The 23404-nt window shown below is 67.5% G+C and carries 19 protein-coding genes; 10 read left to right on the top strand and 9 right to left on the bottom strand.

The annotated features are described in order from the left end of the window. Positions 1-28: 28 nt before the first annotated feature. From manA to PV772_RS15465, 4 genes are read right to left on the bottom strand one after another with little or no spacing between them, the layout of a single operon-like run. Entirely contained in the window at positions 29-1273 is a 1245-nt protein-coding gene (gene manA / locus PV772_RS15480) for a mannose-6-phosphate isomerase, class I (RefSeq protein WP_347886700.1), read from the bottom strand. Between the two features lie 42 nt (positions 1274-1315). Beyond that, the gene (locus PV772_RS15475; RefSeq protein WP_347886699.1) at positions 1316-2962 is read right to left on the bottom strand and encodes an LCP family protein; all 1647 of its coding nucleotides are present in this window, start codon (positions 2960-2962) and stop codon (positions 1316-1318) included. Positions 2963-2972: 10 nt separating this feature from the next. Further along, positions 2973-3557 carry a 5-(carboxyamino)imidazole ribonucleotide mutase gene (purE, locus tag PV772_RS15470; RefSeq protein ID WP_141161164.1) on the bottom strand — a complete coding sequence of 195 codons (585 nt, stop codon included), beginning with the start codon at positions 3555-3557 and terminating at the stop codon, positions 2973-2975. After that, positions 3554-4750, bottom strand: a complete 1197-nt coding sequence (locus PV772_RS15465) for a 5-(carboxyamino)imidazole ribonucleotide synthase (RefSeq protein WP_141161163.1) — start codon at positions 4748-4750, stop codon at positions 3554-3556. The genes purE and PV772_RS15465 overlap by 4 nt, the downstream gene beginning before the upstream one ends. A gap of 174 nt (positions 4751-4924) precedes the next feature. On the opposite strand from PV772_RS15465, the gene PV772_RS15460 reads away from it, so the two are divergent. After that, the gene (locus PV772_RS15460; protein ID WP_141161162.1) at positions 4925-5485 is read left to right on the top strand and encodes a GtrA family protein; all 561 of its coding nucleotides are present in this window, start codon (positions 4925-4927) and stop codon (positions 5483-5485) included. 16 nt (positions 5486-5501) lie between these two features. Here PV772_RS15460 and PV772_RS15455 read toward each other — a convergent pair whose 3' ends face one another. Continuing rightward, positions 5502-6203: a TIGR03089 family protein gene (locus tag PV772_RS15455; protein ID WP_347886698.1), complete on the bottom strand. Its 702-nt coding sequence runs from the start codon at positions 6201-6203 to the stop codon at positions 5502-5504. Between the two features lie 388 nt (positions 6204-6591). Here PV772_RS15455 and PV772_RS15450 point away from each other — a divergent pair, with 388 nt between their 5' ends. Genes PV772_RS15450 through PV772_RS15440 form a run of 3 tightly spaced genes read left to right on the top strand, consistent with a single transcriptional unit; the run spans position 6592 to position 12345 of the window. After that, entirely contained in the window at positions 6592-7122 is a 531-nt protein-coding gene (locus tag PV772_RS15450) for a WhiB family transcriptional regulator (RefSeq protein ID WP_141161160.1), read from the top strand. Next, a complete protein-coding gene (locus PV772_RS15445; protein WP_347886706.1) occupies positions 7122-10523 on the top strand; it encodes a glycosyltransferase in 3402 nt (1133 codons plus the stop codon). The genes PV772_RS15450 and PV772_RS15445 overlap by 1 nt, the downstream gene beginning before the upstream one ends. Further along, positions 10516-12345 (top strand): DUF5719 family protein, encoded by a 1830-nt coding sequence (locus tag PV772_RS15440; protein WP_347886697.1) that lies wholly within the window; start codon positions 10516-10518, stop codon positions 12343-12345. The genes PV772_RS15445 and PV772_RS15440 overlap by 8 nt, the downstream gene beginning before the upstream one ends. Positions 12346-12384: 39 nt before the next feature. Here PV772_RS15440 and PV772_RS15435 read toward each other — a convergent pair whose 3' ends face one another. After that, the gene (locus tag PV772_RS15435) at positions 12385-12897 is read right to left on the bottom strand and encodes a metallopeptidase family protein (protein ID WP_141161158.1); all 513 of its coding nucleotides are present in this window, start codon (positions 12895-12897) and stop codon (positions 12385-12387) included. A 117-nt stretch (positions 12898-13014) separates the two neighbouring features. On the opposite strand from PV772_RS15435, the gene PV772_RS15430 reads away from it, so the two are divergent. The 4 genes from PV772_RS15430 to PV772_RS15415 all read left to right on the top strand — a co-directional run bounded on the left by PV772_RS15430 (position 13015) and on the right by PV772_RS15415 (position 16554). Beyond that, complete coding sequence (locus PV772_RS15430; protein ID WP_141161157.1) at positions 13015-13401, top strand: DUF3499 domain-containing protein; 387 nt, start codon at positions 13015-13017, stop codon at positions 13399-13401. Between the two features lie 80 nt (positions 13402-13481). Beyond that, the gene (locus PV772_RS15425) at positions 13482-13709 is read left to right on the top strand and encodes a hypothetical protein (protein ID WP_141161156.1); all 228 of its coding nucleotides are present in this window, start codon (positions 13482-13484) and stop codon (positions 13707-13709) included. Between the two features lie 75 nt (positions 13710-13784). Further along, positions 13785-15251 (top strand): adenosylhomocysteinase, encoded by a 1467-nt coding sequence (gene ahcY / locus PV772_RS15420; RefSeq protein ID WP_141161155.1) that lies wholly within the window; start codon positions 13785-13787, stop codon positions 15249-15251. A 64-nt stretch (positions 15252-15315) separates the two neighbouring features. Then, entirely contained in the window at positions 15316-16554 is a 1239-nt protein-coding gene (locus tag PV772_RS15415; protein ID WP_141161154.1) for an Ig-like domain-containing protein, read from the top strand. Between the two features lies 1 nt (position 16555). Here PV772_RS15415 and PV772_RS15410 read toward each other — a convergent pair whose 3' ends face one another. Next, entirely contained in the window at positions 16556-17356 is an 801-nt protein-coding gene (locus tag PV772_RS15410) for an RDD family protein (protein WP_141161153.1), read from the bottom strand. Positions 17357-17443: 87 nt separating this feature from the next. On the opposite strand from PV772_RS15410, the gene PV772_RS15405 reads away from it, so the two are divergent. Further along, the gene (locus PV772_RS15405) at positions 17444-18436 is read left to right on the top strand and encodes a stage II sporulation protein M (RefSeq protein WP_210411262.1); all 993 of its coding nucleotides are present in this window, start codon (positions 17444-17446) and stop codon (positions 18434-18436) included. Between the two features lie 124 nt (positions 18437-18560). Continuing rightward, positions 18561-19748: a TIGR01906 family membrane protein gene (locus PV772_RS15400; protein ID WP_347886696.1), complete on the top strand. Its 1188-nt coding sequence runs from the start codon at positions 18561-18563 to the stop codon at positions 19746-19748. Here the strand turns inward: PV772_RS15400 and PV772_RS15395 are convergent. Together PV772_RS15395 and PV772_RS15390 are read right to left on the bottom strand one after the other, a co-directional pair. Next, positions 19739-21568: an AMP-dependent synthetase/ligase gene (locus PV772_RS15395; RefSeq protein ID WP_141161152.1), complete on the bottom strand. Its 1830-nt coding sequence runs from the start codon at positions 21566-21568 to the stop codon at positions 19739-19741. The genes PV772_RS15400 and PV772_RS15395 overlap by 10 nt on opposite strands. A 67-nt stretch (positions 21569-21635) precedes the next feature. After that, positions 21636-23363, bottom strand: a complete 1728-nt coding sequence (locus tag PV772_RS15390; RefSeq protein WP_141161151.1) for a phospholipid carrier-dependent glycosyltransferase — start codon at positions 23361-23363, stop codon at positions 21636-21638. Between the last annotated feature and the right edge of the window lie 41 nt (positions 23364-23404).

The following is a 23404-nucleotide window of genomic DNA, read 5'->3' as shown; positions in this document are numbered from 1 at the left end:
TCGCCCTTCCTGCTGCTATGGCGCCGGACTAGAGTCCGGTGGTCACCGCGAAAGCCAGGGCCTGCCCGGTGCTGCCGGCCACCCGGTGGACGTTGACGGGGGCCTCGGCCGCGGCAATGAACGCACTGCCCCCCTGCTCCAGCTCCAGGTCGCCCTTGGGGGAGTCGAGGTACACGGCGCCGGCCACCACGATGACCACTGCCGCGCCTGCCTGCGCCAGCGGGACGGGACCGGAGTCCGGCCCGAGCTCAATGCGCTGCAGTTGGAACTCCCCGAACGGGGGCCGGAACAGTTCCTGGTCCAGCACGGAAGTTTCCGCGGTGAGCATCGGAACGGCCACCGGGTGGAAGTCGATGGTCTTCAGGAGCTCCGGCAAATCGATGTGCTTGGGGGTCAGGCCGCCGCGCAGGACGTTGTCCGAGGACGCCATGACCTCCACGCCCAGGCCGTGCAGGTAGGCGTGCACGTTTCCGGCGGGAAGGTAGACGGCTTCCCCCGGCTTCAACGAAATCCTGTTCAGCAGCAGCGAGATCAGGACGCCGGGGTCGCCGGGATACTTTTCGTTGAGGCTGATGACGGTGCCCAGCTCTGCCTGGAAGGGCTCGAGGGAAGCACCGGACACCAAGGCCGCCACCACCAGCGCTGTTTCCTCTGAAACATCCTGGCCGCCGGTGATCAGCCGCTCAAAGGCGCGCCGGAGTCCTGCGCCTTCGTCCGGGGCGGTGAGATCCTCAAGGAGGGCCTGGAGCAGCGCAGGGACCCGCGCGGGCCCGGGAAAGGCATCCGCGATGTGCTGCAGGATCACGCGGGTTTCGGCGGCGGGCCGGAACCCACAGAGGGCCTCGAACGGAGTGAGCGCGAAGATCATCTCCGGCTTGTGGTTGTCGTCCTTGTAGTTACGGTGCGGCGCGTGCGGATCCACTCCGGCTGCGTTTTCCCGGGCGAACCCCTCACGGGCCTGTTCCAGGCTCGGATGCACCTGGAGGGAGAGCGGCTGCGCGGCTGCCAGGACCTTGGCCAGGAAGGGCAGCCGGGGCCCGAAAGCGGCCACGGAGTCCGCGCCCAGGAAATGCTCCGGATCGGAAGCGATCAGGGAGTCGAGCGGGCTCCGGGTTCCGTCCTCGGGCAGGTGCGCCACCGACGGCGAATCAGGGTGCGCACCGATCCACAGTTCGGCCTCCGGACGCCCCGACTCAGGGCGTCCCAGCAGCGAGGCGATGGCCGTCGTCGAACCCCAGGCGTAGTCACGCAGGACGTTCTCAATCTCGTACAAAACCGTTCCATTCCTTGGTGGGTGGGAGCTGGCGGGCGGCCGCTACAGCGGGGCGCACTGCCCGTTGGTGGCCACGAGCTGGCGGATGGCCTCTTCGTTGCCCTCCAGCTTGAGCTGGGTCAGCATCTCTTCGGTGATCGGCTCACCGTCGGGCGTGGTGGTCACAGGCGTAAAGTCCGACGGCGAGGGCTGCTGGACGGCGTTTCCCGCGGCCGGCAGGGTGGCCGGGACGGTCCCGGCGGCCTGGACGTGTCCGGCGCCTGCCTGGGGAAGGGCCATTATGTCGTCGGCGATGCCGGCCGACTGTGCACCCTTGGCGGAAGCCGATGCCAGCAGCTGGTCCACGCGTTCGTGGATCTGGTCGAAGTCGGGGTTCGTGGAAAACGACGCGTCAAAGTCAGGCGGCCCGATGGTCAGCCGCTTGACGTCCTTGCCCCTCGCCTTGATGGCCAGGTCAAGGAAACTCCCCAGCTGGGCGGAGGAAATGTTGGACTCCACCACCTTGGTCCCGGCGCCGGCGATGTCCTCGAACTTGGACAGCAGGGTGGCCGGATCCAGCTGTTTCAGCATGGCCTGCTGGACACACTGTTGGCGCTGGATGCGGGAGTAGTCGTCAACGTATTCGCGCGACCGGCCGTACCAGAGGGCCTGGGCGCCGTTGAGGGTCTGGTCCCCGGCGGGAATCCAGCCCAGTGGCATGCCGTGGGTCTTGGTGGCCTCGTCAAAGTAGCCGCTCATGGGAACCCAGCCGCCGGCCTTGATTTTGATGCCGCCCATGGCATCGATCAGGGTGGAGAATCCCTCCATGTCGACCAGGACATAAGCCTGGATCTGCATGCCCAGGGTGCCGGAGACGGCTTCCATGGTGGCCTGCGCGCCGGGGTCTGCCACGCCCGGATACAGGTCCGCGTGTTCGTTGGTGACCTCGGTGTTGATGGCGTTGATCAGGCACTCGTCACCGCAGTTGTAGCCGTCCGGGTAGAGGGCACGCATGGGGGAGCCTTCGCTGAACTGGGCGTTCTGGAAGTTCCTGGGCACGGAGATGATGGCGGTCTGGCCCGTTTGGGCATCCACGCTGAGGATGGAGAGGCTGTCTGGCCGGCGGCCGGTGCGGTCATCGCCGGCATCGCCCCCCATCATGAGGAAGTTGTAGCGCCCTTCCACCGGCTCGATGGCCGGCCCGGATGAAAAGATGTCGCCGATCGCATTGCGGCCCACGTTCAGCAGGTAGGCGGCGTACCCCATCGAGCCACTGCCCAGGACCAGGGCCAGGACCAGGGCAATGCCGACGGCGGGCCGGGCCCGCGGTGCCAGCAGGACAGGGCGGATGAGCCGCAGGGTATTCAGGAACAGGAAGGCCCAGCCGAGGGCCAGCGCGGCGAGCACCACTACCAGCAGCAGCGACGTGATGGGGTTGGTCACGATGTTGATGACCAGGCTCCGGTTCAGCAGCAACAGGACCAGGGCCAGGAGCAGGACCGCCCATACGGCGAGCGTGACGCGGAGCGCCGTCCGGCCAAGCTTGCGGTCGCCTGCCACGAGCTGGGCGCTCCCGGGCACCAGCAGCGTCAGCAGGACCAGGACGAAAGCCCGCTTGGTGCGGACTTCGGGAGACGCACTGACCGGGTAGCGCACCGGGTCCGACAGCGACGGGCCGGAGCCGGTGTGGAGGACGCTGCTGCTGGCCATGCCGGGCGCCCTAACGGCTGCCCCGAAGGGGGCTGGACCCGCCGGGGAAGACTTCGCTGACCTTTTGGCGAAGGTTCGCACCCTTTCGGGTCGCCACTGCGTTCAGGTCGGCGGCGAAGTCGATCAGGTCCGCCCGCAGCGAGTCGGCGAGTTCATCGGTGCCGGAGGCCAGCATCCGCACAGCCAGGAGCCCGGCGTTCCGGGCTCCGGCGATGGAGACTGTGGCTACCGGGACGCCTGCCGGCATCTGGACGATGGAGAGCAGGGAGTCCATCCCGTCGAGGGTCTTCAGCGGAACGGGGACGCCAATCACGGGCAGTGGCGTGACGCTGGCGAGCATTCCGGGCAGGTGGGCTGCGCCGCCCGCCCCTGCGATGATGACCCGAAGGCCACGCTCGTGCGCCGTCTGGCCGTACCGGATCATCTCGGTGGGCATCCGGTGGGCGGAGACGACGTCCGCCTCGAAGGGAATGCCGAATTCGGCCAGGGCGTCCGCCGCGGCCTCCATGACCGGCCAGTCTGAATCGGAGCCCATGACCAGGCCCACCAGGGGGCCCGCGGCGGTACCAACTGCTGGGGTGGCTTCGGCGCTCATGCGTTCTCCTCGAAAATCGCGGACGGTTCGTCTGTTGTGACCCGCCCGTCGCGGATGATGCCGGCCACGGCCGTGGCGCGGCGGCGGACCGAATCAACCTCTGCCGTGGAACCGCCTGTCAGGTTGACGTGGCCAATCTTGCGTCCCGGCCGCACCGACTTGCCGTAGCAGTGGACCTTGGCCGCGGGTTCGGCGGCCAGTGCCATGGGGTAGGCGGCGTACAGGTCCTGGTTGTCGCCGCCCAGGAAATTCTTCATGACGGTAACGGGAGCCAGGGCATCGGTGGCGCCCAGCGGCAGGTTCAGGACCGCGCGAAGGTGCTGCTCGAACTGGCTGGTGATGGAACCGTCCTGGGTCCAGTGGCCGGTGTTGTGCGGCCGCATGGCCAGTTCATTGATCAGGAAGCCGGCACCTGAACCAGGGGTTTCGAACAGTTCCACGGCGAGCACGCCGGTAACGTCCAGCTCGGCGGCGATGCGCAGTGCCGCATCCTCCGCGGCGGCGGCGACCTCCAGGGGGATCTCGAGCGCGGGCGCAATCACCTCATCGCAGACGCCATCGACCTGGATGGTGTGCACCACGGGCCACGCCCGTGCCTCGCCATCCGGAGTCCGCGCCACGAGCGCGGAGAGTTCGCGGGTAAATTCGACCTTCGCTTCGGCCAGCAGCGGGCTCATGGAGGCAAACCAGTCCGCGGCCTCCGCGGCCTCTTCCGCAGATGCGACGATTCGCACTCCCTTGCCGTCGTAGCCGCCCCTGGGGGTCTTGAGCACCACGGGCCAGCCTGTCCCGTCGCCGAAGCGGACCAAATCATCAACGTCAGCCACCGACGCCCATGCCGGGTTGGGCAGTTCCAGCCGGTCGATGGCGGCACGCATCACCAGCTTGTCCTGGGCGTGGACCAGGGCGTCCGGCCCGGGCTGGACGTTGACCCCCGCGTCCTGCAGGGCGCGGAGGTGGCCGGTCGGTACGTGCTCGTGGTCGAAGGTCATGACGTCCAGGCCTTGGGCGAAGTCCAGGAGCGTCTGCAGGTCCTTGTAGTCGCCCACTGGAGTGGCGGGTACGGCCGACACCGCCGACACGTCCTCGCCCTCGGCGAGGACACGGAGTTCAAAGCCGAGTGCTGTAGCGGCAGGGGCCATCATTCGCGCGAGCTGGCCGCCGCCAACCACGCCTATCACTGGAAAAGTCACATGTGCCAGCCTACCGAAGACGGGCCCAATCCCGCTTTTGCAACCCGGCATGCCACCGCGGTTTCCGCCCCGCAGAGCCCAGGGTGACCAAGTTCTCCCGGGCAGCTCAAAGGTTTGGGGGCTAAAATGGAGCTTTGGCCACGTGGCCCACAGTTCGTCAGGCCATGGAGGGTCATGTTTAGCTCACTTGCAGATCGTATCCGGGGGCTCGCCTCACTTTTTTGGCGCGAGGTGGCCAAGTTCGGGGCGGTGGGCGGTGTGGCGTTCGTCATCGACAACGGCTTGACCTACTACCTCATGCACGGCCCCATGTCGGACAGCGAGGCGAAGGCACGTTTTGTCGGCGCCACCGTTGCCACCATCTTCTCGTGGGTGGCCAACCGTTTCTGGACCTTCCGCCACCGCCGCCAGGCCAACGTGCTCCGCGAGTTTGTCATGTTCGTCATCATCAACGGCATAGGCATCGGCATCTCCACCGGTTTTACGGCGTTGGCCAAGTACGGAATGGGAATCGACAACAAGAACCTGCTGTTCCTGGCGGGCGTGGCTGGCATCCTGGTAGCCACGGTTGTCCGTTTCTTTGCCTACCGCTTCCTGGTCTTCAACCAGGAGCTGGACCAGGAGCCGGAGTTCTCCCACGACCACGAGATCATCGAAGCCCATCCGCACCGCGAGTCCGCCCGCGCCGCGGAGCGTCCAGCTTCCACCACCGTGGACGGCGGCCCGCAGGCCTAGCAGGCGTACGTGGAGGTCAGCTGCCGTGGATGCGTTCGTCCGCCCGCAGTTTGTCGGTAAGGGCCACTCCGGGATGGGTCAGCACCACGGAGCCGTCCCGCTGCCAGGCCCCCAGCGCACTGGACAAAGCTGATTCGAGCCCGCGGTCCGCGGGGACATGCACCCTGGCACCCTCCTCGTGTGCAACGGCAAAGCCGGTCAACAGCTCCCGGTGGGGGACAGTACGCCCTTCGCTGGTGCGGACGGCGCATCCTTCCGGATCCGGGTCGGTGTGCGCCATGAACACGTCCCCGTGGGAACGCACCTCGGCAGCATAGTCAAGGCAGCCGGCGGGAAGCTCCCCGGGCCACCGCATGGCCAGTGCCGGGAGTGCAACGGCAATGACGGCGGCGTCCTCTCCCGTGGCCCCGGAAGGGTCGTCCGTGGCGAGGAAGTCCGCCGGACCGCCGTCGAGGACTGTTTCCAGGCCAAGCTGCCAGGACGCCAGCGCCCACACGATCGCTTTCCAGTGCGCCGGAAGGGCGAGGCGCAGCCGCATGCCGGGTTCGGCGTCCAGCTCATCCTGCAGAAGGTTGCTGGTCTTTGCCACCCAGTTGTCCAGGACCCGTCCCGAGAGCTCCACCCGCTCTGCATCGGGTCCGTACCAGGTGAGCCGTGGTGACGTTGAGTTGCCTGAGCGCAGGGTGCCCATTAGGTCAATTGCGGGGGTTGTCGTCATGGGTTCATCCTGCCACTCCGCAATGACAGGATCATCCGGCGATGGCTTCGGTTGCATGCCGCGGAAGCGTGAGTGATGTTAATCACTACAGGTGCTAAGTTTGCTTGCTATTTTGCCGGAGACCGGGTATTTTCCCCGCCAGCACTGCGTTTTGACGGGTTTTTGTACACCTTCGGCCGGTTGCGGCCCGCGCCACGCCCGGGCCGGCAAGAATCCCGGGCGTGGCGTGCGCAAACTTCTGAACAAGGACTGTCTATTATCCCGGCAACGGCTTGACTAGCCCTAGTTACACACGTGTAATTAGGTAACTAAAGCAATTGCGTAAATACCGGCACACAACCGAGTGTCCACGTATCCAGGCAATGGCTGAAACATCAGGAGGGTCGCCGTGGGGCAAGCAGAGCGTATCCAGGAAGATGCCGTCGTGGCCGGCCAGGCAACGGCAAAGTACCGTGCGCGGGGGGTGCCCAGCGACTGGTACGTGGATCCCGCAGATCCTGATGCTGCGGAGAGGTACACCAGGAATTCCACCAGTGTCCTCGAGGACCAGGCCACCGCGTTCCTCGCGGCGCATGAAGCCCTGTTGGACGGGGGCGCCGAGCCGGAGGAGGATCTGGATCCGCCCATGGAGTTGGCCGCCGGGACTGTCCAGCCGGTATGGATTGGACTGCCGCTGCAGCAGGACTTCGATGACGAAGGCGAGCTCGGCTGGCAGACTGACGCCTTGTGCGCCCAGACCGACCCGGAAGCATTCTTTCCCGAAAAGGGCGGCTCAACGCGCGACGCCAAGAAGGTTTGCGGCGCCTGCAACGTAAGGTCCCAGTGCCTCGAATACGCGCTGGCCAATGACGAACGGTTTGGCATTTGGGGAGGCCTTTCCGAGCGCGAGCGCCGGCGGCTTAGGAAGCGAGCAATCTAATTCTTCAGGATGTCCATGTCACTGCCGTTGTGGTTGCCCACAACGGCAGTGCCTATCTGCCCAGAACCCTTTCGGCACTGGCCGCCCAAACGCGCCTGGTTGACCGCGCTGTCGGCGTTGACGCTGGCTCCGGCGACGATTCCTACAGCCTCCTCAGCCGGGCCTTGGGGGAGGCCGCCGTTGTCAGCCATTCGCGGGGCAAGGGCGGCATGGGTTCCGCTGTCTCCGCAGCGCTGGCAGCGCTCGTGCCCTTCGATGGAGATGCCGGTTCCGGCCGGACGGAGTGGATCTGGCTCCTGCACGACGACGCGGCGCCGGCGCCGGAAGCCCTCGCGGAACTCCTGGGCGCCGTGGAGCGGGCCCCATCTGTTACGGTCGCGGGCTGCAAGCAGCTGGACTGGCATTCGCCGCGGAAATTGATGGATGTGGGTCTTTCCACCAGCCGCTGGGCCGAGCGGCTTACCCTCATCGACGCGGACGAGATGGACCAGGGCCAGTACGACGGCCGCACGGACACGTTCGCGGTGAATTCCGCCGGCATGCTGGTGCGGCGGGATGTCTGGGAAGAGTTGGGCGGCTTCGACCCCGCACTGCCGGGCAGCGGAGACGACGTCGACTTCTGCTGGCGGAACCGACTTGCCGGCCACCGCGTAGTAGTGGTTCCTGCGGCCCGGATGTTCCACGTGGCGCACCGGCCCCATGCCCTGGGGAACCCGTCAGCCGCCCGAAAAGCGCAGGTCCACCTCCGCCTGAAGCACAGCCCGCTCTGGATGGTGCCCGTCCACGGCATCGGCGCGTTGCTCGGCAGCCTCTTCAAGCTGCTCCTGAGCATCGTCGTCAAAGATCCCGGACATGGCATTTCCCAGCTCCTCGCCACCTGCGCGGCGCTGGGCAGGCCCCGGGCCGTGGCCAAGGCCCGCAGGGCGGCCAAACGCACGCGGCGCATCCGCCGGTCGGTCATCCGCAAGCTCCAGACGCCCCGCCGGGAGGTGCGGAGCCACCGCCGGTCATTGATGGAGGCGCTGGGATCGGACGGGTCAGGCGCGGACCACCTTGTCCAGGACCCGCTCGCACACCAGCCCACCGGCGACGCCGCGGACGACTTCGCGGCCCTGGCCACCAGCAAGCGCGGCTGGGTGGGCAATGGCGCCCTGGCCGCCGTCATCATCGCGTCAGTGGCCTCGCTGCTGGCGCTGGCAGGACTGTTCCGTGCCGCCGCCGTCTCCGGCGGTGCCCTGATCCCGGTCTCCGCAGGCCTCGGGGATATCTGGCACAACGCCTCCAGCTGGTGGATCAGCCTCGGAGCGGGCCTTCCCGGCCGCGGCGATCCCTTTGACTACGTCCTCTGGATTATCGGCCTCGCGGGCGGAGGCGATGCCAACGCTGCCATGGCCTGGCTGCTCCTGCTCGGTGCCCCGCTGTCCGGACTCACCGCGTGGTTCGCCGCTGGCGGAGTCACCGAACGCCGGCGGCTCCGTTTCGCAGCCGCCCTCTTCTGGGCTGCGGCGCCGGCACTCCAGGCCGCGCTGAACCAGGGCCGGGCAGGTGCCCTGATTGCCCACATCATGCTGCCGCTGGTGGTCCTGGGCCTGCTGCGGGCCACGGGTTCGGCCATTGGCCACGGACGGTTCGGCGCCACTACGGCGCCCGGCTACCCGGCCGGTGAGCAACTCCCGGCGAAGGCGGGCATCAACGGTGTGCCGTCGTGGACGGCCGCTGCTGCTGCGGGCCTGGCGCTGGCGGTCACCACCGCCTCGGCGCCCTCCCTTCTTCTTCCCGCGACCCTGGTCATCGTGCTGTGCGGCGTCCTGCTGGGACGGCGCGGACGGACCGTGTGGTGGGCCCTGCTGCCCAGCGCGGCCCTGTTCGTCCCGTTCGCGCTGTCCACCCTCGACAGGCCACGCGCGCTCCTGGCAGACCCGGGCCTCCCGCTGGGATTCGAGGCAGCGCCTCTGTGGCAGCAGTTCATGGGCCAACCCCTGTCGTTCAACCCCGCCGGTGGCCTCCATGGACTGTCGGCCTTCGCGGGCGGCCCGGTGCCATGGGCCCTGCTGCTCGCCGTGCTCATTGCCGGGCCGGTGCTGGTCCTTGCCGTCGTGGGAATCTTCAGCGCAGGACGCCGGGCGCGGACTGCCAGGTGGTTCTGGACCGCGGCGATCATCGCCCTGGCCAGCGGCTGGTTCGCGGGCCACGTTGCCACGGGACTGAACTCGGATGTCATCGTGGCGCCGTTCCCCGGACCTGCCGTGTCCGCTGCTTCCTTTGCCCTCCTTGCAGCGGCACTGCTCGGTTGGGAGCAGCTCCTGGCCGCTGCGGACCGGACCTCCGGTGCCGGGGCGGGAACCAGGACTGCGGCCCGCGCCGGCCTGGCCGTTGCCCTGGTGCTGGTGCTGGCTGGCCCGCTGGCAGGGATGGCCGCCTGGTCCGCGCAGAACCTGCTGCGTCCGGCCACCCCGGCAGCTGCCGCACCGGCAGCGCAGGGCCCTGCAGCCGGCACAACCCCTACCGCTTCGGCGGACGGGGGAGCGCTGGGCATTCCGCGGCTCGTGGAGGCTGCCACCGGCCGCTCCCTTCCCGCCACCGCTGTTGACCGCGGTACCGGACCCGAGCAAACGCGGACCCTCCTCCTCGGCACCGGTGACGACGGGACCTTCAACGCCTCGCTCATGCGCGGGGCAGGCACCACGCTGGACAGCCTCTCGGCCATCGCCTCCGCCAGGAACATCATTGGCGGACCCGGTTCCGAAGAAATACGCGACGACGACGACGTCACCGCAGCCGTCCGCCGCGTTGTGGCCACCATGGTGGCCGGGCAGGGCGTGGACCCCCGTTCCGACCTCGAACAACTCGGCGTCGGCTTCGTGGTCCTGCGCTCCGCCGACACCGCAGCCCAGCTGACCGCAAGCCGCATGGACGCAGTCCCGGGCCTGGTGGCCGTGGGACAGACTGACGTCGGTTGGCTGTGGCGCATCAGCCCCCTGAACCAGCGCGGCACCCAGGCCGCTGATGTGGCCCACCGGGTCCGTATTGTCGACGCAGGCGGTACGGCCACGGCATTGGTGGCATCAAATGCTGAAGGCGTCGATACCGCCGTGTCCGCCGGGCCGGAGGGCCGGCTGGTGGTCCTCGCCGAGCGTGCCGATCCCGGTTGGACAGCCTGGCTCGACGGCCGGAAACTGACCTCCACCACCTCAGGCTGGTCACAGGCCTTCACCCTGCCTGCGTCCGCCGGCCAACTGACGGTCCGCTACGAGAACCCTTGGTCCCTTTGGGCTGCAGCCGGTCAAATCACGGTGATCGGGCTGACCGTCATCCTGGCAATCCCCATGCCGGCCCGGCGGCCACGGACCGGCCTCTCACGGGACGAGGGCTCCCTGCGTAAGGAACACCAACATGCATGAGCACACCCCACCTGCCGGCAAGGCCAATGCCAACGCCGACGCCGGAATCCGGGACACCGGAATCCCGCACACCGGCACGCCAGGGACCGGGACACCGGAGACCGGGACGCCGGACGCTGCTGGGCAGCCCCTGGCCGGCGGGCAGGCGGCGGCAACAGAAGAGCCCGGTCTTGGCGGCAAACCCAGCGCGGGCGTGCACAGAACCGGGAAGGGGCCGAGAGGCCCCGGCCGCGGCGCTACGCGGCTGCCGGGCGGGAAAGGCCGGGCGGCCTCGATCGCCGGGGTGGCCGCAGGCGTGCTGATCCTCGCCGGCGCCGGGGCCGTGGTCACGGCTGGATCGCTGGTGGCGGAACCTGCATCCAGCCGCACAGTGCCAGCAGCCAAAGCAGCCGTCCCTGCGGGGGCCAGCCTCGGCGTATGCCCCGGCCCTGCGCGGTTGCTGGAAGGCACGGACGCGGGGACGGACGCCCAGTTCCGGCCGGAGTCGGCCACGGCCGCAACCAGGGTCAGCGCCGCAGTGCTCAGCGCCGGCGGCGTGCTGCCTGGCAGCCGGCTGGCGCACCTGGACGGAACGGCCGCCGTCGAAATTGCCAAGGATCCGGGGCCAGCCCCGACTGCCGCAGCCCCGCAGGAACTCCTCGCCGGAGTGGTGGCAGACCGGACTGTGGACCAGGTGAACGTCGTGAGTGCCAACGCCGTCGCGAACCAGAACGCGTCGGCCGCCGGGGCCATGAAATATACAGCCACAGACGGTGACCTGCAGGGCAGTGCTGCCGCAACCTGCGGGCAACCTTCGAATGACCAGTGGCTTGCTGGTGCCAGTACCACGGTGGGCCGCACCTCCGTGCTCGCCCTGACCAACGCCTCCAGCACACCAGCTACCGTGAGCCTCGAATTGTTCGGGGGCCGCGGCCAGATCCAGGCGCCCGGCAGCCGTGGCCTGCTGGTTGCCCCCGGCACCACCCGCAGCGTGGTCCTCGCCGGGCTCGCCCCCAACGAGTCCCAGCTCAGCGTCCACGTCCGCAGCGCCGGTGGACCGGTCGCAGCCTCCATCCAACAGAGCTTCCTGCGCGGACTCACTCCCGGCGGCGTGGACTACATCAGCCCGGGGACTGCCCCAGGGGTACGCCAGGTGATGACGGGAGTGGATATCCAGGACCCTGCCGGGCTGGCTTCCCTGACGGCACAGCCCGGCTACCGGGATGCAGGCCCCGCCCTGGAACTGACGGTGCCCGGCGCTTCTGACGCCGTGGTGGAGATCAAGCTGTACGGACGCGACGGCCAGCACGCGCTTCCGTCCGGCGGCGTCATCACCGCAAAGGCCGGTTCAACAACTGAGGTTTCCCTGGCAGGGGTACCCGCCGGCCAGTACACGGTTGCTGCCTCTTCCGACGTCTCCTTCCTTGCCGCCGCCCGGATGACCCGCGGCCTCCAGGCCGGTCAGCCCTCGGATGTGGCCTGGGCAGCATCAGCCGTTCGGCTGGGCAGCCAGCACGTGGTCCCGGTTCCCAAGGGCGGCCAACGCCAGCTGGTGTTCGGCGTCCTGGACTCCAGGGCCACTATCACGTATTCGCCCATCACAGCCGATGGAAAGGTACGCGCCGCGGCCACTGCGGACATCGCCGGGGGAACCACAGCCTCCATCAGCATTCCCGACCAGGCCGGCGGGGCCGACGTCGTTGGCTACGTGGTGTCGGCGTCCGGGGATGCCGCCTACGGTTCGGTGCTCGTGGGGCAGGAAGGCCGCAACGACGTTTCCTCCCTGGCCTTCCTGGCCGCTGCAGCCGGGCAGGAAACCGTCCCGGTCAGCCTGGGCTACTAGTAAAGGCGACTCAGGCAGCCCGCCGTGCGGGCCGGCTCCTCAGTAGCGGCGGCGGTAAACCGGGTCCAAAGTTTCCGGCGCCACGCCAAGCATCTCCGCCGTGTGTTCCACCACCACGTCGTGGACCAGGTCCTGGAGTTCTTCGACGCTGGAGCACGCCTGCTCCACCACCCGCCGGTACACCGTAATCGTGGGGCCGTCCCCGTCCGCGGCCGGCGTGTAGGAGCCCATGGGCGGGGTGGACGCAGTCGCCGCCAACTGTTCCAGCTCCGGCGGGATTTCGTCCACGCCGAACCGCACGCCGTCCAGCGTCTTGCCCCAGATGTCGTGCAGCCGCTGGGCCGAGTCCAGCACCATGTCGTCAAAGCGGTCGGCGCGGGTCCGGTAGCCGGGATGGGTTGGCAGCATCACCTCGCCGCGGAGGCCGCGCCCGTGGCGGTTCCGGCGCCGCCGGGAGAAGCTCCTGCCACTGGTTTCCGCACCCATCGCCGCGGTGGCATCCGGGTCAGCCAACCGGACCGAAAAACCTGATTCATGGTTCGATGACTGCATACATCGACTGTAAACCCGGGGGAGGATTTACGCGATACATCCGCTGTGCCCCGCGGGCGCGTCGGCCGGAGCGGCAATGCGCGGCTTTTCGCCGGCGAAGGGGTAGTCTGTGATGTCGTGGGAGCTATCCGTCAATGTTCAAGGTCTGCCTGCCGCCAGTCGGCGGTAGCCACCCTGACGTACGTGTATGCCGACTCCACCGCCGTCCTGGGTCCGCTGGCCACCTACGCCGAACCGCACTGCTACGACCTCTGCGAGCAGCACGCTGATTCGTTGACAGTTCCCCGCGGCTGGGAAGTACTGCGGCTGGCCATGCCGTCCACCCCGCAACAACCTGGTCCCGACGACCTGCTGGCCCTTGCCAACGCCGTCCGCGACGCCGCCGCCCTCCCCGCGGAGCCGCAGGCGCCCGCCCAGCGGGCACACCACTCCGCCCTGGAAGCGCCAGCCGGCACCGAAGGCGCACGCCGTGGACACCTGCGGGTCCTTCGGGAACCGTCCTGAACCCCATCTGGCGGTAGGCTGGAACCTGCACATCTTTTCCGCCACCGGCGCGAGCGCGCCCGCCAGGGGAGCATGAACAAATGCCAAAGATCAGTCCCGAGCTGTTGTCCGTCCTGCGTTGCCCCGTGACCGGCTCGCCCCTGGTGCAGGAGGGGGACGAACTGGTGGGCACCGCCGCCGGGGACACGGGCATCAGGAACCGGTACGCCATCGAGGACGGGATCCCTTTGCTGCTGCCTCCGGAGCTGCTGGCGGCAGCCGCCTCCGCAGGTTCGGACCAGCATGATCCCGCTGCGGCAGGGCTCTAGTTCACCTGCCTCCGCACGCACAAACACAGCAGCACGGGGACTGGACCAGGACCCGGACCAAGCAAAGGACCACCCATGACTTTTGACTACAAAGTTGCCGACATCTCCCTGGCCGAAGCCGGCCGGCACCAGATCCGCCTTGCCGAGCACGAGATGCCGGGCCTGATGTCCCTCCGCGAGGAGTTCGGGGCCTCCCAGCCGCTCAAGGGCGCACGGATTGCCGGCTCCCTGCACATGACGGTCCAGACCGCTGTCCTGATCGAGACCCTCACTGCGCTGGGCGCCGAGGTCCGGTGGGCGTCGTGCAACATCTTCTCCACCCAGGACGAAGCCGCCGCAGCCGTGGTGGTGGGCAAGGGCACCGTCGAGGATCCCCAGGGCGTGCCCGTGTTCGCCTGGAAGGGCGAGACCCTTGAGGAATACTGGTGGACCGCCGAACAGATCCTCACCTGGCCGGGCGCCGAGGCCAACCCCGAGCTTGGCCCCAACATGATCCTGGACGACGGCGGCGACGCCACCATGCTGGTGCACAAGGGCGTGGAGTTTGAAGCCGTGGGCACTGTTCCCTCCACAGACCCCGAGGACTCGGAGGAATACGGTATCTTCCTTGACGTTCTGCGCCGCTCCCTGGCTGCAGACCCGCAGAAGTGGACCCGCACCGCCGCCACGATCAGGGGCGTCAGCGAAGAAACCACCACCGGCGTCCACCGCCTCTACCAGCTCGCAGACCAGGGCAAACTGCTCTTCCCCGCCATCAACGTCAACGACTCGGTGACCAAGAGCAAGTTCGACAACAAGTACGGCATCCGCCACTCCCTGCCCGACGGCATCAACCGGGCCACGGACGTGCTCATGGGCGGCAAGGTCGCCGTCGTCTGCGGCTATGGCGACGTCGGAAAGGGCGCCGCCGAGGCTCTTCGCGGCCAGGGCTCGCGCGTGATCGTCACCGAGATCGACCCCATCTGCGCACTGCAGGCAGCCATGGACGGCTACCAGGTGGCCAGGCTGGAGTCGGTCCTGGCGCAGGGCGATATCTTCATCACCACCACCGGCAACAAGGACGTCATCCTCGCCGAGCACATGGCCGGCATGAAGAACAAGGCCATCGTGGGCAACATCGGCCACTTCGACAACGAAATCGACATCGCGGGCCTTGCCCGGATCCCCGGCGTGAAGAAGGTTGAGATCAAGCCGCAGGTCCACGAGTGGGTCTTCGATGAGGGACAGGATGCCGAGCGCTCCATCATCGTCCTCTCCGAAGGCAGGCTGCTCAACCTCGGCAACGCCACCGGCCACCCGTCGTTCGTCATGAGCAACTCGTTCGCCAACCAGACCATTGCCCAGATCGAACTGTGGACCAAGCGGGACCATCACGAGTACGACAACAAGGTCTATGTCCTGCCCAAGGTCCTTGACGAGAAGGTGGCCCGGCTGCACCTTGACGCACTGGGAGTTGAACTCACTGAGCTGAGCAAGGACCAGGCGGAATACATGGACATTGACGTCGCAGGCCCCTACAAGCCCGAGCACTATCGTTACTGAGACGTAAGGGCCCGGGCGCGCAACGTGCCCGGGCCCGTTATTTTCTGCACGTAGGATCGAAAACATGGAGCCTGATGTAAAGCCCCGCCGCCGGGGGACTGCCAAGAAAATCATTGCCGTGGCTGCCGTTTGTATCCTGGCTGCCGTGGGCGGGGTTTTTGCCGCCGTCGCTCCCGGACTCGCAGGCGGGCCCCTTGAATCGGAAGCAGGCTCCGCGCTGCGCACATCCCCGGGCATCGCATCGCCCGTTGTCCCGCCGGTAAAGGTCGACGCCGCACCCGCCGACGGCGCCAAGCAGGTCAACCCCGCCGCGCCGGTTTCCCTGAAGGTGGGCAACGGGACCATTCAGCGCGTCACCCTGGCCAGCATCGCGGGGAAGAGCATCGACGGAAGCATCGACGCCGGCGGGACCTCATGGTCCGCTACCGCGCCTCTGGAATTCAACACCGGGTACAGCTACACCTATGTTGTCAAGGACAGTGCAGGGCGGGAGACCAGCACCACCCAGTCCTTCAACACCGTCTCCAGCTCACATGAGGCGGATGCCGCCATCTACCCCCTGAATGGCATGAAGGTGGGCGTCGGCCAGCCCCTCCAGATCATCTTCAGCGAGCCGGTGACCAACCGCGCCGCCGTGGAAAAGGCCATCAAGATCACCACCACGGCGGGACAGACCGGGGCGTTCCACTGGTACAGCGACACCATGGTCCGGTACCGTCCCGAGAACTTCTGGGCGGCGAACTCCACCGTCACCATGGACATGCAGCTCTTCGGCGTCGACCTTGGAAACGGCCAGATCGCCAACTTCAATAAGAAAGTCAACGTCAATATTGGGGACAAGAAGGTGGCCATCGCGGACGCCACGGCCCACACGTTCACGCTGAGCGTCAACGACCAGCCCGTCAAGACGCTGCCCGTGAGCATGGGGGACAAACGCTTCCCCTCCGCCAAGGGATATGCCGTGCTCATGGAGAAAAACCGCTTTGACCACTTCAGGGCGGCAAGTATCGGCCTGAAGCCGGACGATCCCGCGTACTACGGTGAGGCCGACGTCGAATACACCATCCGCCTGACCCTCAGCGGGGCCTACATCCACCAGGCACTGGAGTCCGCTTATCCGTATATCGGCAACGCGAATGTGTCCCACGGCTGCATCGGGTTCCTTCCGGACGGGGCAGCCTGGGTGTTCGACAATATGGGAACCGGCGACGTCGTCCAGATCATCAACACGGAGGGTGACTACGCGGCGAACACCGACGGATATGGCGACTGGAACATTCCGTGGAGTGAGTACGACAACTGAGTCACTCGGCGAACGGCAACCGTTGCAGCCGCTGTCCCATCTCCGTGTTCCGCCGGCGTGACTGGGACAACCTGGTGAACTCCCTGTTCCGTCGTTCAGCGACGACGGCGGCCAGATAGTCATCCGGGCCCGTCCCCGGCGGTGGCGGCGGGGCCACATGGGCTGACAGTTCCCCGGCGATCGCCTGCGCCATGCCGGCCCTCGAAAGCGGAGCCATCCGGCCCGCCTGGCGGATGAACTGGGCAGCCCTGCGCGCCGTGGCGTCAGGGATCCGCCCGATGTCCGCCGCGGCCGCCCACGCCTGAAGGTAGGGCGGCACGAAAACCCGGAGGGCCGCTTCTGCATGAACCCTGCTTCGCACGGCGTACGTGCCGGCGAGCAGGTCGCCGAGCCGCTTGGATTTGTCGTTGAAGAGTGCGACGGCGAGGGCAAGCCCCCCGAACGTCAGGTAGATTTCAAGGAATCCGGTGAGGCCCCGGATCACGGCATGCCGGAACCGGATGGCACCGCCGTCCTCACGCACCACCCGCAGACCCGTGGCCAGTTTCCCCAGCGACCGGCCCCGGGTCAGGGTTTCGATTCCCACGGGCACCACCACCAGGCAGAAGACGACGGCGGCCAGGCCAAGGGCGCGCGCGGCCGCGCCGTCCAGGTCCCTGCCGGCGGCGGCCAGGCCAAGCATGATCAGCACGAGCAGGACCACGTGGAAAACGGCGTCGATGGCCAGGCCCAGTGCCCGGGCCGCAAAGCCCGCGGGCCGAAGCTCGAGGACCACGGCCTCGCCGGTGATGATCTGGCTCATACTGCGTCCTTTCCCTCCGCGGCTGATGATGTGGACCATCCGACGGTGCGGACGGTCAAAGTCTAGTGCGGCCGCTAGGCTGTAGCCGTGGACATGGATGCCTTCGCCGCCGTTAATGCGGACAAGTGGGCGCGGCTGCAGGAGCTTGCGGGCAAGCGGAGGCTCACCGGCGCCGAGTCGGACGAGCTGTTGACCTTGTACCAATCAGCGTCCGGCCACCTGTCGCTGGTCCGCTCCATGGCCCCGGAGGGTGGCCTGTCCGCTTCCCTCTCTGCCACCTTGGCGCAGGCGAGGACACGCTTTACCGGGGCGCGGTCCAACGCGATGGCCGACCTCGCCAGGTTCTTTGTGGTGGCGCTGCCCGCCGCGCTGTACCGGCTCACGTGGCTCACCCTGGCGTGCGGAACGGCTTTCGTGCTCATCGCCGCCGCGTACGCGGCCTGGATCGGGACGTCGCCGGACGCCCTCAGGGCCGTGGCGTCCGAGACCGCGGCCGCCCAGTACGTGGACCAGGACTTCATCAACTACTACTCGGAAAACCCGGCAGCGTCCTTTGCCGGCGCAGTGTGGACCAACAACGCGTGGATCAGCGCACAGGCCGTGGCCCTGGGGATCACCGGGGTCTGGGTACCGATGATCCTGTTCGGGAATGCCCAGGGAGTGGGCGTTGCTGCCGGAATCTTCGCCGCCGCTGGTAAGTCCGACATTTTTTTCAGCTACATCCTGCCTCATGGGCTGATGGAGCTGACCGCCGTGTTTGTCGCCTCTGCGGCGGGACTGCGGATCTTTTGGGCCATGGTCTCGCCTGGTCCGCAGACCAGGGGACGGGCGGTGGCCGAAGAAGGCAGGTCGCTGGTAACGGTGGCCCTTGGACTGGTCCTGGTCCTGTTCGTCTCGGGGCTGGTGGAAGGGTTTGTCACCCCCAGCCCGCTCCCTGCCTGGGCCCGGATAGGCATTGGCGCGGCGGTCCTCGGGGCGTACTGGACATACGTCCTGGTGTGGGGCAGGCGCGCTTTCCTCGCGGGGGAACGCGGAGACCTCCGCCGGGAAGATGCCGGGTACACGGAAATCGCTGCCTGAATCGTTGTAATCCAGCCGGGGTGGTTCCTCGCCCAGCGGAAGTTCCGGACGGTAGGCTCGTCAGCAGAATGAATCGCGTCGGCGGAATGGAACCGGCGCGGAACCCAACGGAAGTGACGCTGCTGTGAATGACGAAACACCGGTCCGCGCCAAAAGCGCTGCGCCGCAGCCGGAGCCTTTGCTGGATACGTCCGGGGATTCCGACGAGCCCGCGTTCTCCTGGCTGACGCCTGCTGACGCGGACACGAACAGTGGGGAAGAGCCCCGCGGGGACAAGCTTGGTGGGGAAGAAGCCGGCATGGACAAGGCGGCCCGCCAGGAACCTGCGGCAAAGGGCAAAACCCCGCAGCCGGAAACCCGGGCCCACCGCAAGGCCGCCGAAGCCGCCGTCGAATCCTCCGCTCCCGGAAGCAACACAGCCGGACGTCCGGGCGCCGCATCGTCGGCTGCCGCCTCTTCAGCGGATGAGCCGGCCGGCAGCCCCGGTTCGCCGGTGTTCAAGGAACCCCTTCCTACTTCTGCGCTCCACGTCCGTCCCCCCGAAGAGGAAGTGGAGCGCCGCAACGCCCAGCGTGAAAGCGCAGCGAACGCCAAGCCTGTGGCGCCGCGCTTCATGCAGGTCCTGCTCGCGATCATCTACCCGTTCATCCTCCTGATCGTGGCCGTCCGTGCGGTCACCACCCCGCTCTTCCTTTGGGTGGAGTACAACCGTCCAGGGTTCCCGGGCGACGGCTACGGATTCAGCACCGACGACAGGATGACCTACGGCTCCTACGCCGTGGATTACCTCCTCAACTGGGCCGGCCCCAGGTACCTGGGCGACCTGGTGCAGCGGAGCGGGGAAAAGCTCTTCAAGGACGGCGAAGTCAGCCACATGGCTGACGTCAAGGCCGTCATCCTCTCCACCGTCGGCGCGGGTGCGCTGCTGCTGCTCCTGGCGTTGATCGCCATCCTGTACCTGCGCAGGCGCAGCACCGGCGGGGTCCGGCGAGGGCTCTTCGCAGGCTCCATCATCACGCTGGTCCTGATCCTGGGCCTGGGCACACTGGCGGCCCTGGGCTGGCAGCAGTTCTTCACCGAATTCCACCGCGTCTTCTTTGCCGACGGGTCCTGGACCTTCAGCCTGGACGACACGCTGATCAGGCTGTTCCCGAGCCAGTTCTGGATCGACGCCGGCATCGCCATTGCGGGCCTGGTTCTCCTGGCGTCCCTCGTGACGCTGGTGCTCACGTGGCCCACCCGGCGCCGCCGCGGCGTTGCGCCGGAGGCCCGGGAGGCGTTGGCGGAGCAGGAATTGGTGGATCAGCCGTAAATTTTGGCGATTTCCGCCTGGTACTCCGTCACCACGGCGGACCGCTTCAATTTGAGCGACGGCGTCAGGTGCCCGGACTCCACAGTGAACTCGGCGTCGAGCAGCCTGAAGGTCCGCACCGACTCGGCCTTTGACACCGTCCGGTTCGCAAGGTCCACCGCCTCCTGGAGGGCGGCCAGTATCAGGGGGTCACCGGCAGCTTCCGTGAGGGGGAGCGGGGGCAGGCCCCGCTCTAACCGCCAGTTGGCAACCCCTTCCGGGTCCAGGGTCAGCAGGGCTGAGATGAAGGGCTTGCCGTCGCCCACCACCACCGCGTGGCCTACCAGCTGGTGGGTGCGGATCTTCTCCTCCAGGGGTCCAGGCGCTACGTTCTTGCCGCCGGCGGTCACCAGCAGGTCTTTCTTCCTGCCCGTGATGGTCAAAAAGCCGTCCTTGTCCAGTGCGCCCAGGTCACCGGTGCGGAAGAACCCGTCCACGAACGATTCAGCATTGGCTGCCGGGTTGTTGTGGTAGCCCTTGAACACGCCAATTCCCTTGACCAGGATTTCGCCGTCCTCGGCCACCCGGATGGTGGTCCCGGGCACGGGGATCCCCACTGTTCCCACTTTGGTCCGGGACGGGGTGTTGGCTGTGCAGGGCGCTGTGGTTTCGGTCAGCCCGTAACCTTCGAGGACGGGAATGCCTGCGCCGCGGAAGAAGTGTGCGTCATCGGAGGCCAGGGGGCTGGCGCCGGAGACGGTGTATCCAACCTCTCCGCCCAAAGCCTGGCGCAGGCGGGGATACACCAGGCGGTCATACACGGCGTGCCGGGCCCTGCTGAGCAGGCCGGGGCCCGGACCGTCGCCCCGGCTCTGCCGGTCCTGTTCCCGGGAGTACCCGATGGCGGCGGCCGCCGCGGCATCGAACAACTTTCCCCTGCCTGCGACGGCGGCCTTGTGCGCGGCCGTCGCCCGGACCTTTTCGAAGATGCGGGGCACCACCAGCAGGAAAGTGGGCCGGAACGACCCAAGGTCTTCCAGGAGCTGCGCCGCGCCAGGGGTGTGCCCCAGGGTTGCCCCCGCTGCGAGGCACACCACCTGGACGGCCCGGGCCAGCACGTGGGCCAGCGGCAGGAACATCAGGGTGCGGGCCTGGTCCTTCTGCAGGATTTCCGGCAGGAACGCAACGATGTTCCTGGCCACCAGGGCGAAGTTACCGTGCGTGATCTCGCACCCCTTGGGTTTGCCCGTGGTGCCGGAGGTGTAGACGAGCGAGGCGAGATCGGCCAGCCCTGCGCGGCTCCGCTGGCGCTCCAGCTCGGCGTCGCTGACGCCCGTGCCCGCAGCGGCGAGGCTGGCAAGGTCCGGGGCCTCGCCGTCGTAATCCATCCGCACCACGTTGACCAGGCGGTCGCTGAGCTCGGCGGAACCTGCCACCACGCCGCTGACGAGCTGTACAATGGCGCGGTCGCCGGCGAACACGCGGCGGACTCCTGCGTCCTGGATGATCCACTGCACCTGGCTTGCGGAGGACGTTTCGTAGATAGGTACGGTGACGCCGCCGGCAAACCAGATGGCAAAGTCCACCAGAGTCCACTCATAGGAAGTTCGGGACATGACCGCCACGGTGTCGCCGGGCTCCAGGCCGCCGGCGATCAGGCCTTTGGCCAGGGCGCTGACGTCCTGCAGGAATTTCTGCGCGGAAATGTCCACCCAGCCGTTGGGCCCCTTCCGCCGGTACAGGGCGTGGGCCGGGTTGGCGGCGTGCTGCTCCAGCAGCAGGTCAGTCACGTTGCTGTTGGCGTCAAGCTCAACCAGCAGTTCCGTGCTCGCTTCTCTCACAGCAGGTCTCCGTTTCCGCTGCCACGCCGCGGCAGCGGCTCCTTCAGGTCTCCCTTGCCATCCTGCCCTAGATCCAGGATGGCATCCACATCCGCACCTTCCAGTCGACGTACGGGATCACTTCGGCGGTCCAGATCGGGTAGAAAAATGCCGACAGCAGGACTGCCGCCGCCAGGAACAGCACCACCAGGTACAGTCCCGAGCGCCGGCGCCACGGGGGATCCGAGGACCGGCCCAGGACCAGGCCGAGGCAATATACCAGGGCAAGGACCAGGAAGGGTTCGAAGGACACCGCGTAGAAGTAGAACATGGTCCGCTCGGGATACATGAACCACGGCAGGTAGCCCGCGGCGACTCCGGCGAGCACCGCCCCGGCACGCCAGTCCCGGCGTCCGGCCCACCAGAACAGCAGGACCAGCAAGGCAATGGCGGCTGGCCACCAGACCAGCGGGTTTCCCACGGACAGGATGGCAGAGGTGCATTTCTCCACATTGCAGCCGGGGGTGCCCTGGGGCGGGGACTCATAGAAGAAAGACGTGGGCCGCCCCATCACCAGCCAACTCCAGGCGCTGGCCTGGTAGGGGTGCTCGGAGCTCAGGCCCTGATGGAATTTGTACGCTTCCAGGTGGTAGTGGATCAGGGACCGTACGGAGTCCGGGAGCCAGCTCCATTCCGCCGCCGGGTTGCTTTCCGCCCAATGGCGGAAGTAGGCGTTGTCCGACAGGAACCAGCCTGTCCAGGTGGCCGAGTAGACGATCCCTGCCACGGGGACCATCCCCAGGAAGGCCGGGATCCCGTCCCGGATAGCTCCGCCGCTGATCCAGCCGCGGATGCCCGCCACACGCCTGGCATTGAGGTCCCACAGCACCGTGAGGATGCCGAACCCGGCCAGGAAGAACAGGCCCGACCATTTTGTTCCCACGGCCAGTCCCATGCAGACCCCGGCGGCAACCCGCCACCAGCGCACGCCCAGCCATGGTCCGGCCAGCAGCGCCGCGGCCGGGGGCTGGCCGCCGTTCGCGGCAGCGGCGCGGGCCAGCCGGTGGGCCAGGCGGCGGCGCCCGTCATCGCGGTCCATCAGCAGTGCCCCAAAGGCGGCGAGGATCCAGAACGTGAGGAAGACATCCAGCAGGGAGGTGCGGGACATGACCAGGTGGTGGCCGTCGACGGCGAGGAGCAGCCCTGCGGCGCCGGCCAGTGGAAGCGAGCGGAACAGTTTCAGGGCGATCAGTGAGACCAGCAGCACGGTCAGGGTGCCCGTGAGGGCCGCCGCGAAGCGCCAGCCAAAGGGGTTCTCCGGCCCAAAGAGCCACATGCCGGCCGCGATCATCCATTTGCCCACCGGCGGGTGGACCACGTATTCGGGGGTGTTCAGCAGGACGTCCGGATTTCCGGCGTTAAAGGAATCGTTGGCCTTGTCCGGCCAGCTGCGTTCGTAACCGCTGATGAGGTAGGAGTAGGCATCCTTGACGTAGTACGTCTCGTCGAAGACCAGCTTGTGCGGCACTTCCAGGCGGACGAAGCGGAGGAGGCCGGCGACTACCGCCGTGAGGCCCGGAACCAGGATGAACCAGAGCCGGAGTGATGCCGGATAGTCGCGCCACGAGGTGGCGGTGCCGATGAGCCTCGCCTTGAGCGCTTCGACGGTGAACGCTTCGTCCGGCCGGCTGATCCAGGCCCGGGAAGTCGTCCCGGCCGTCTCTTCCGCAGTGGCGCCGGTTCCGGTGGAGGATGCCGCCGGGCTGGGTTTCCCGGCCCCGGCGGGCCGCGTCGAGGTCTGCGTCACGAGCCCCATGCTACCTTTTGCGGCTGGAAGACCCGGCAGCAGTAGGCTTG

Origin of the sequence: Pseudarthrobacter sp. CC12 (assembly GCF_039907755.1) — a bacterium.
Taxonomy (GTDB): Bacteria; Actinomycetota; Actinomycetes; order Actinomycetales; family Micrococcaceae; genus Arthrobacter; species Arthrobacter niigatensis.
This window is presented reverse-complemented; position numbering and strand designations above follow the sequence as displayed.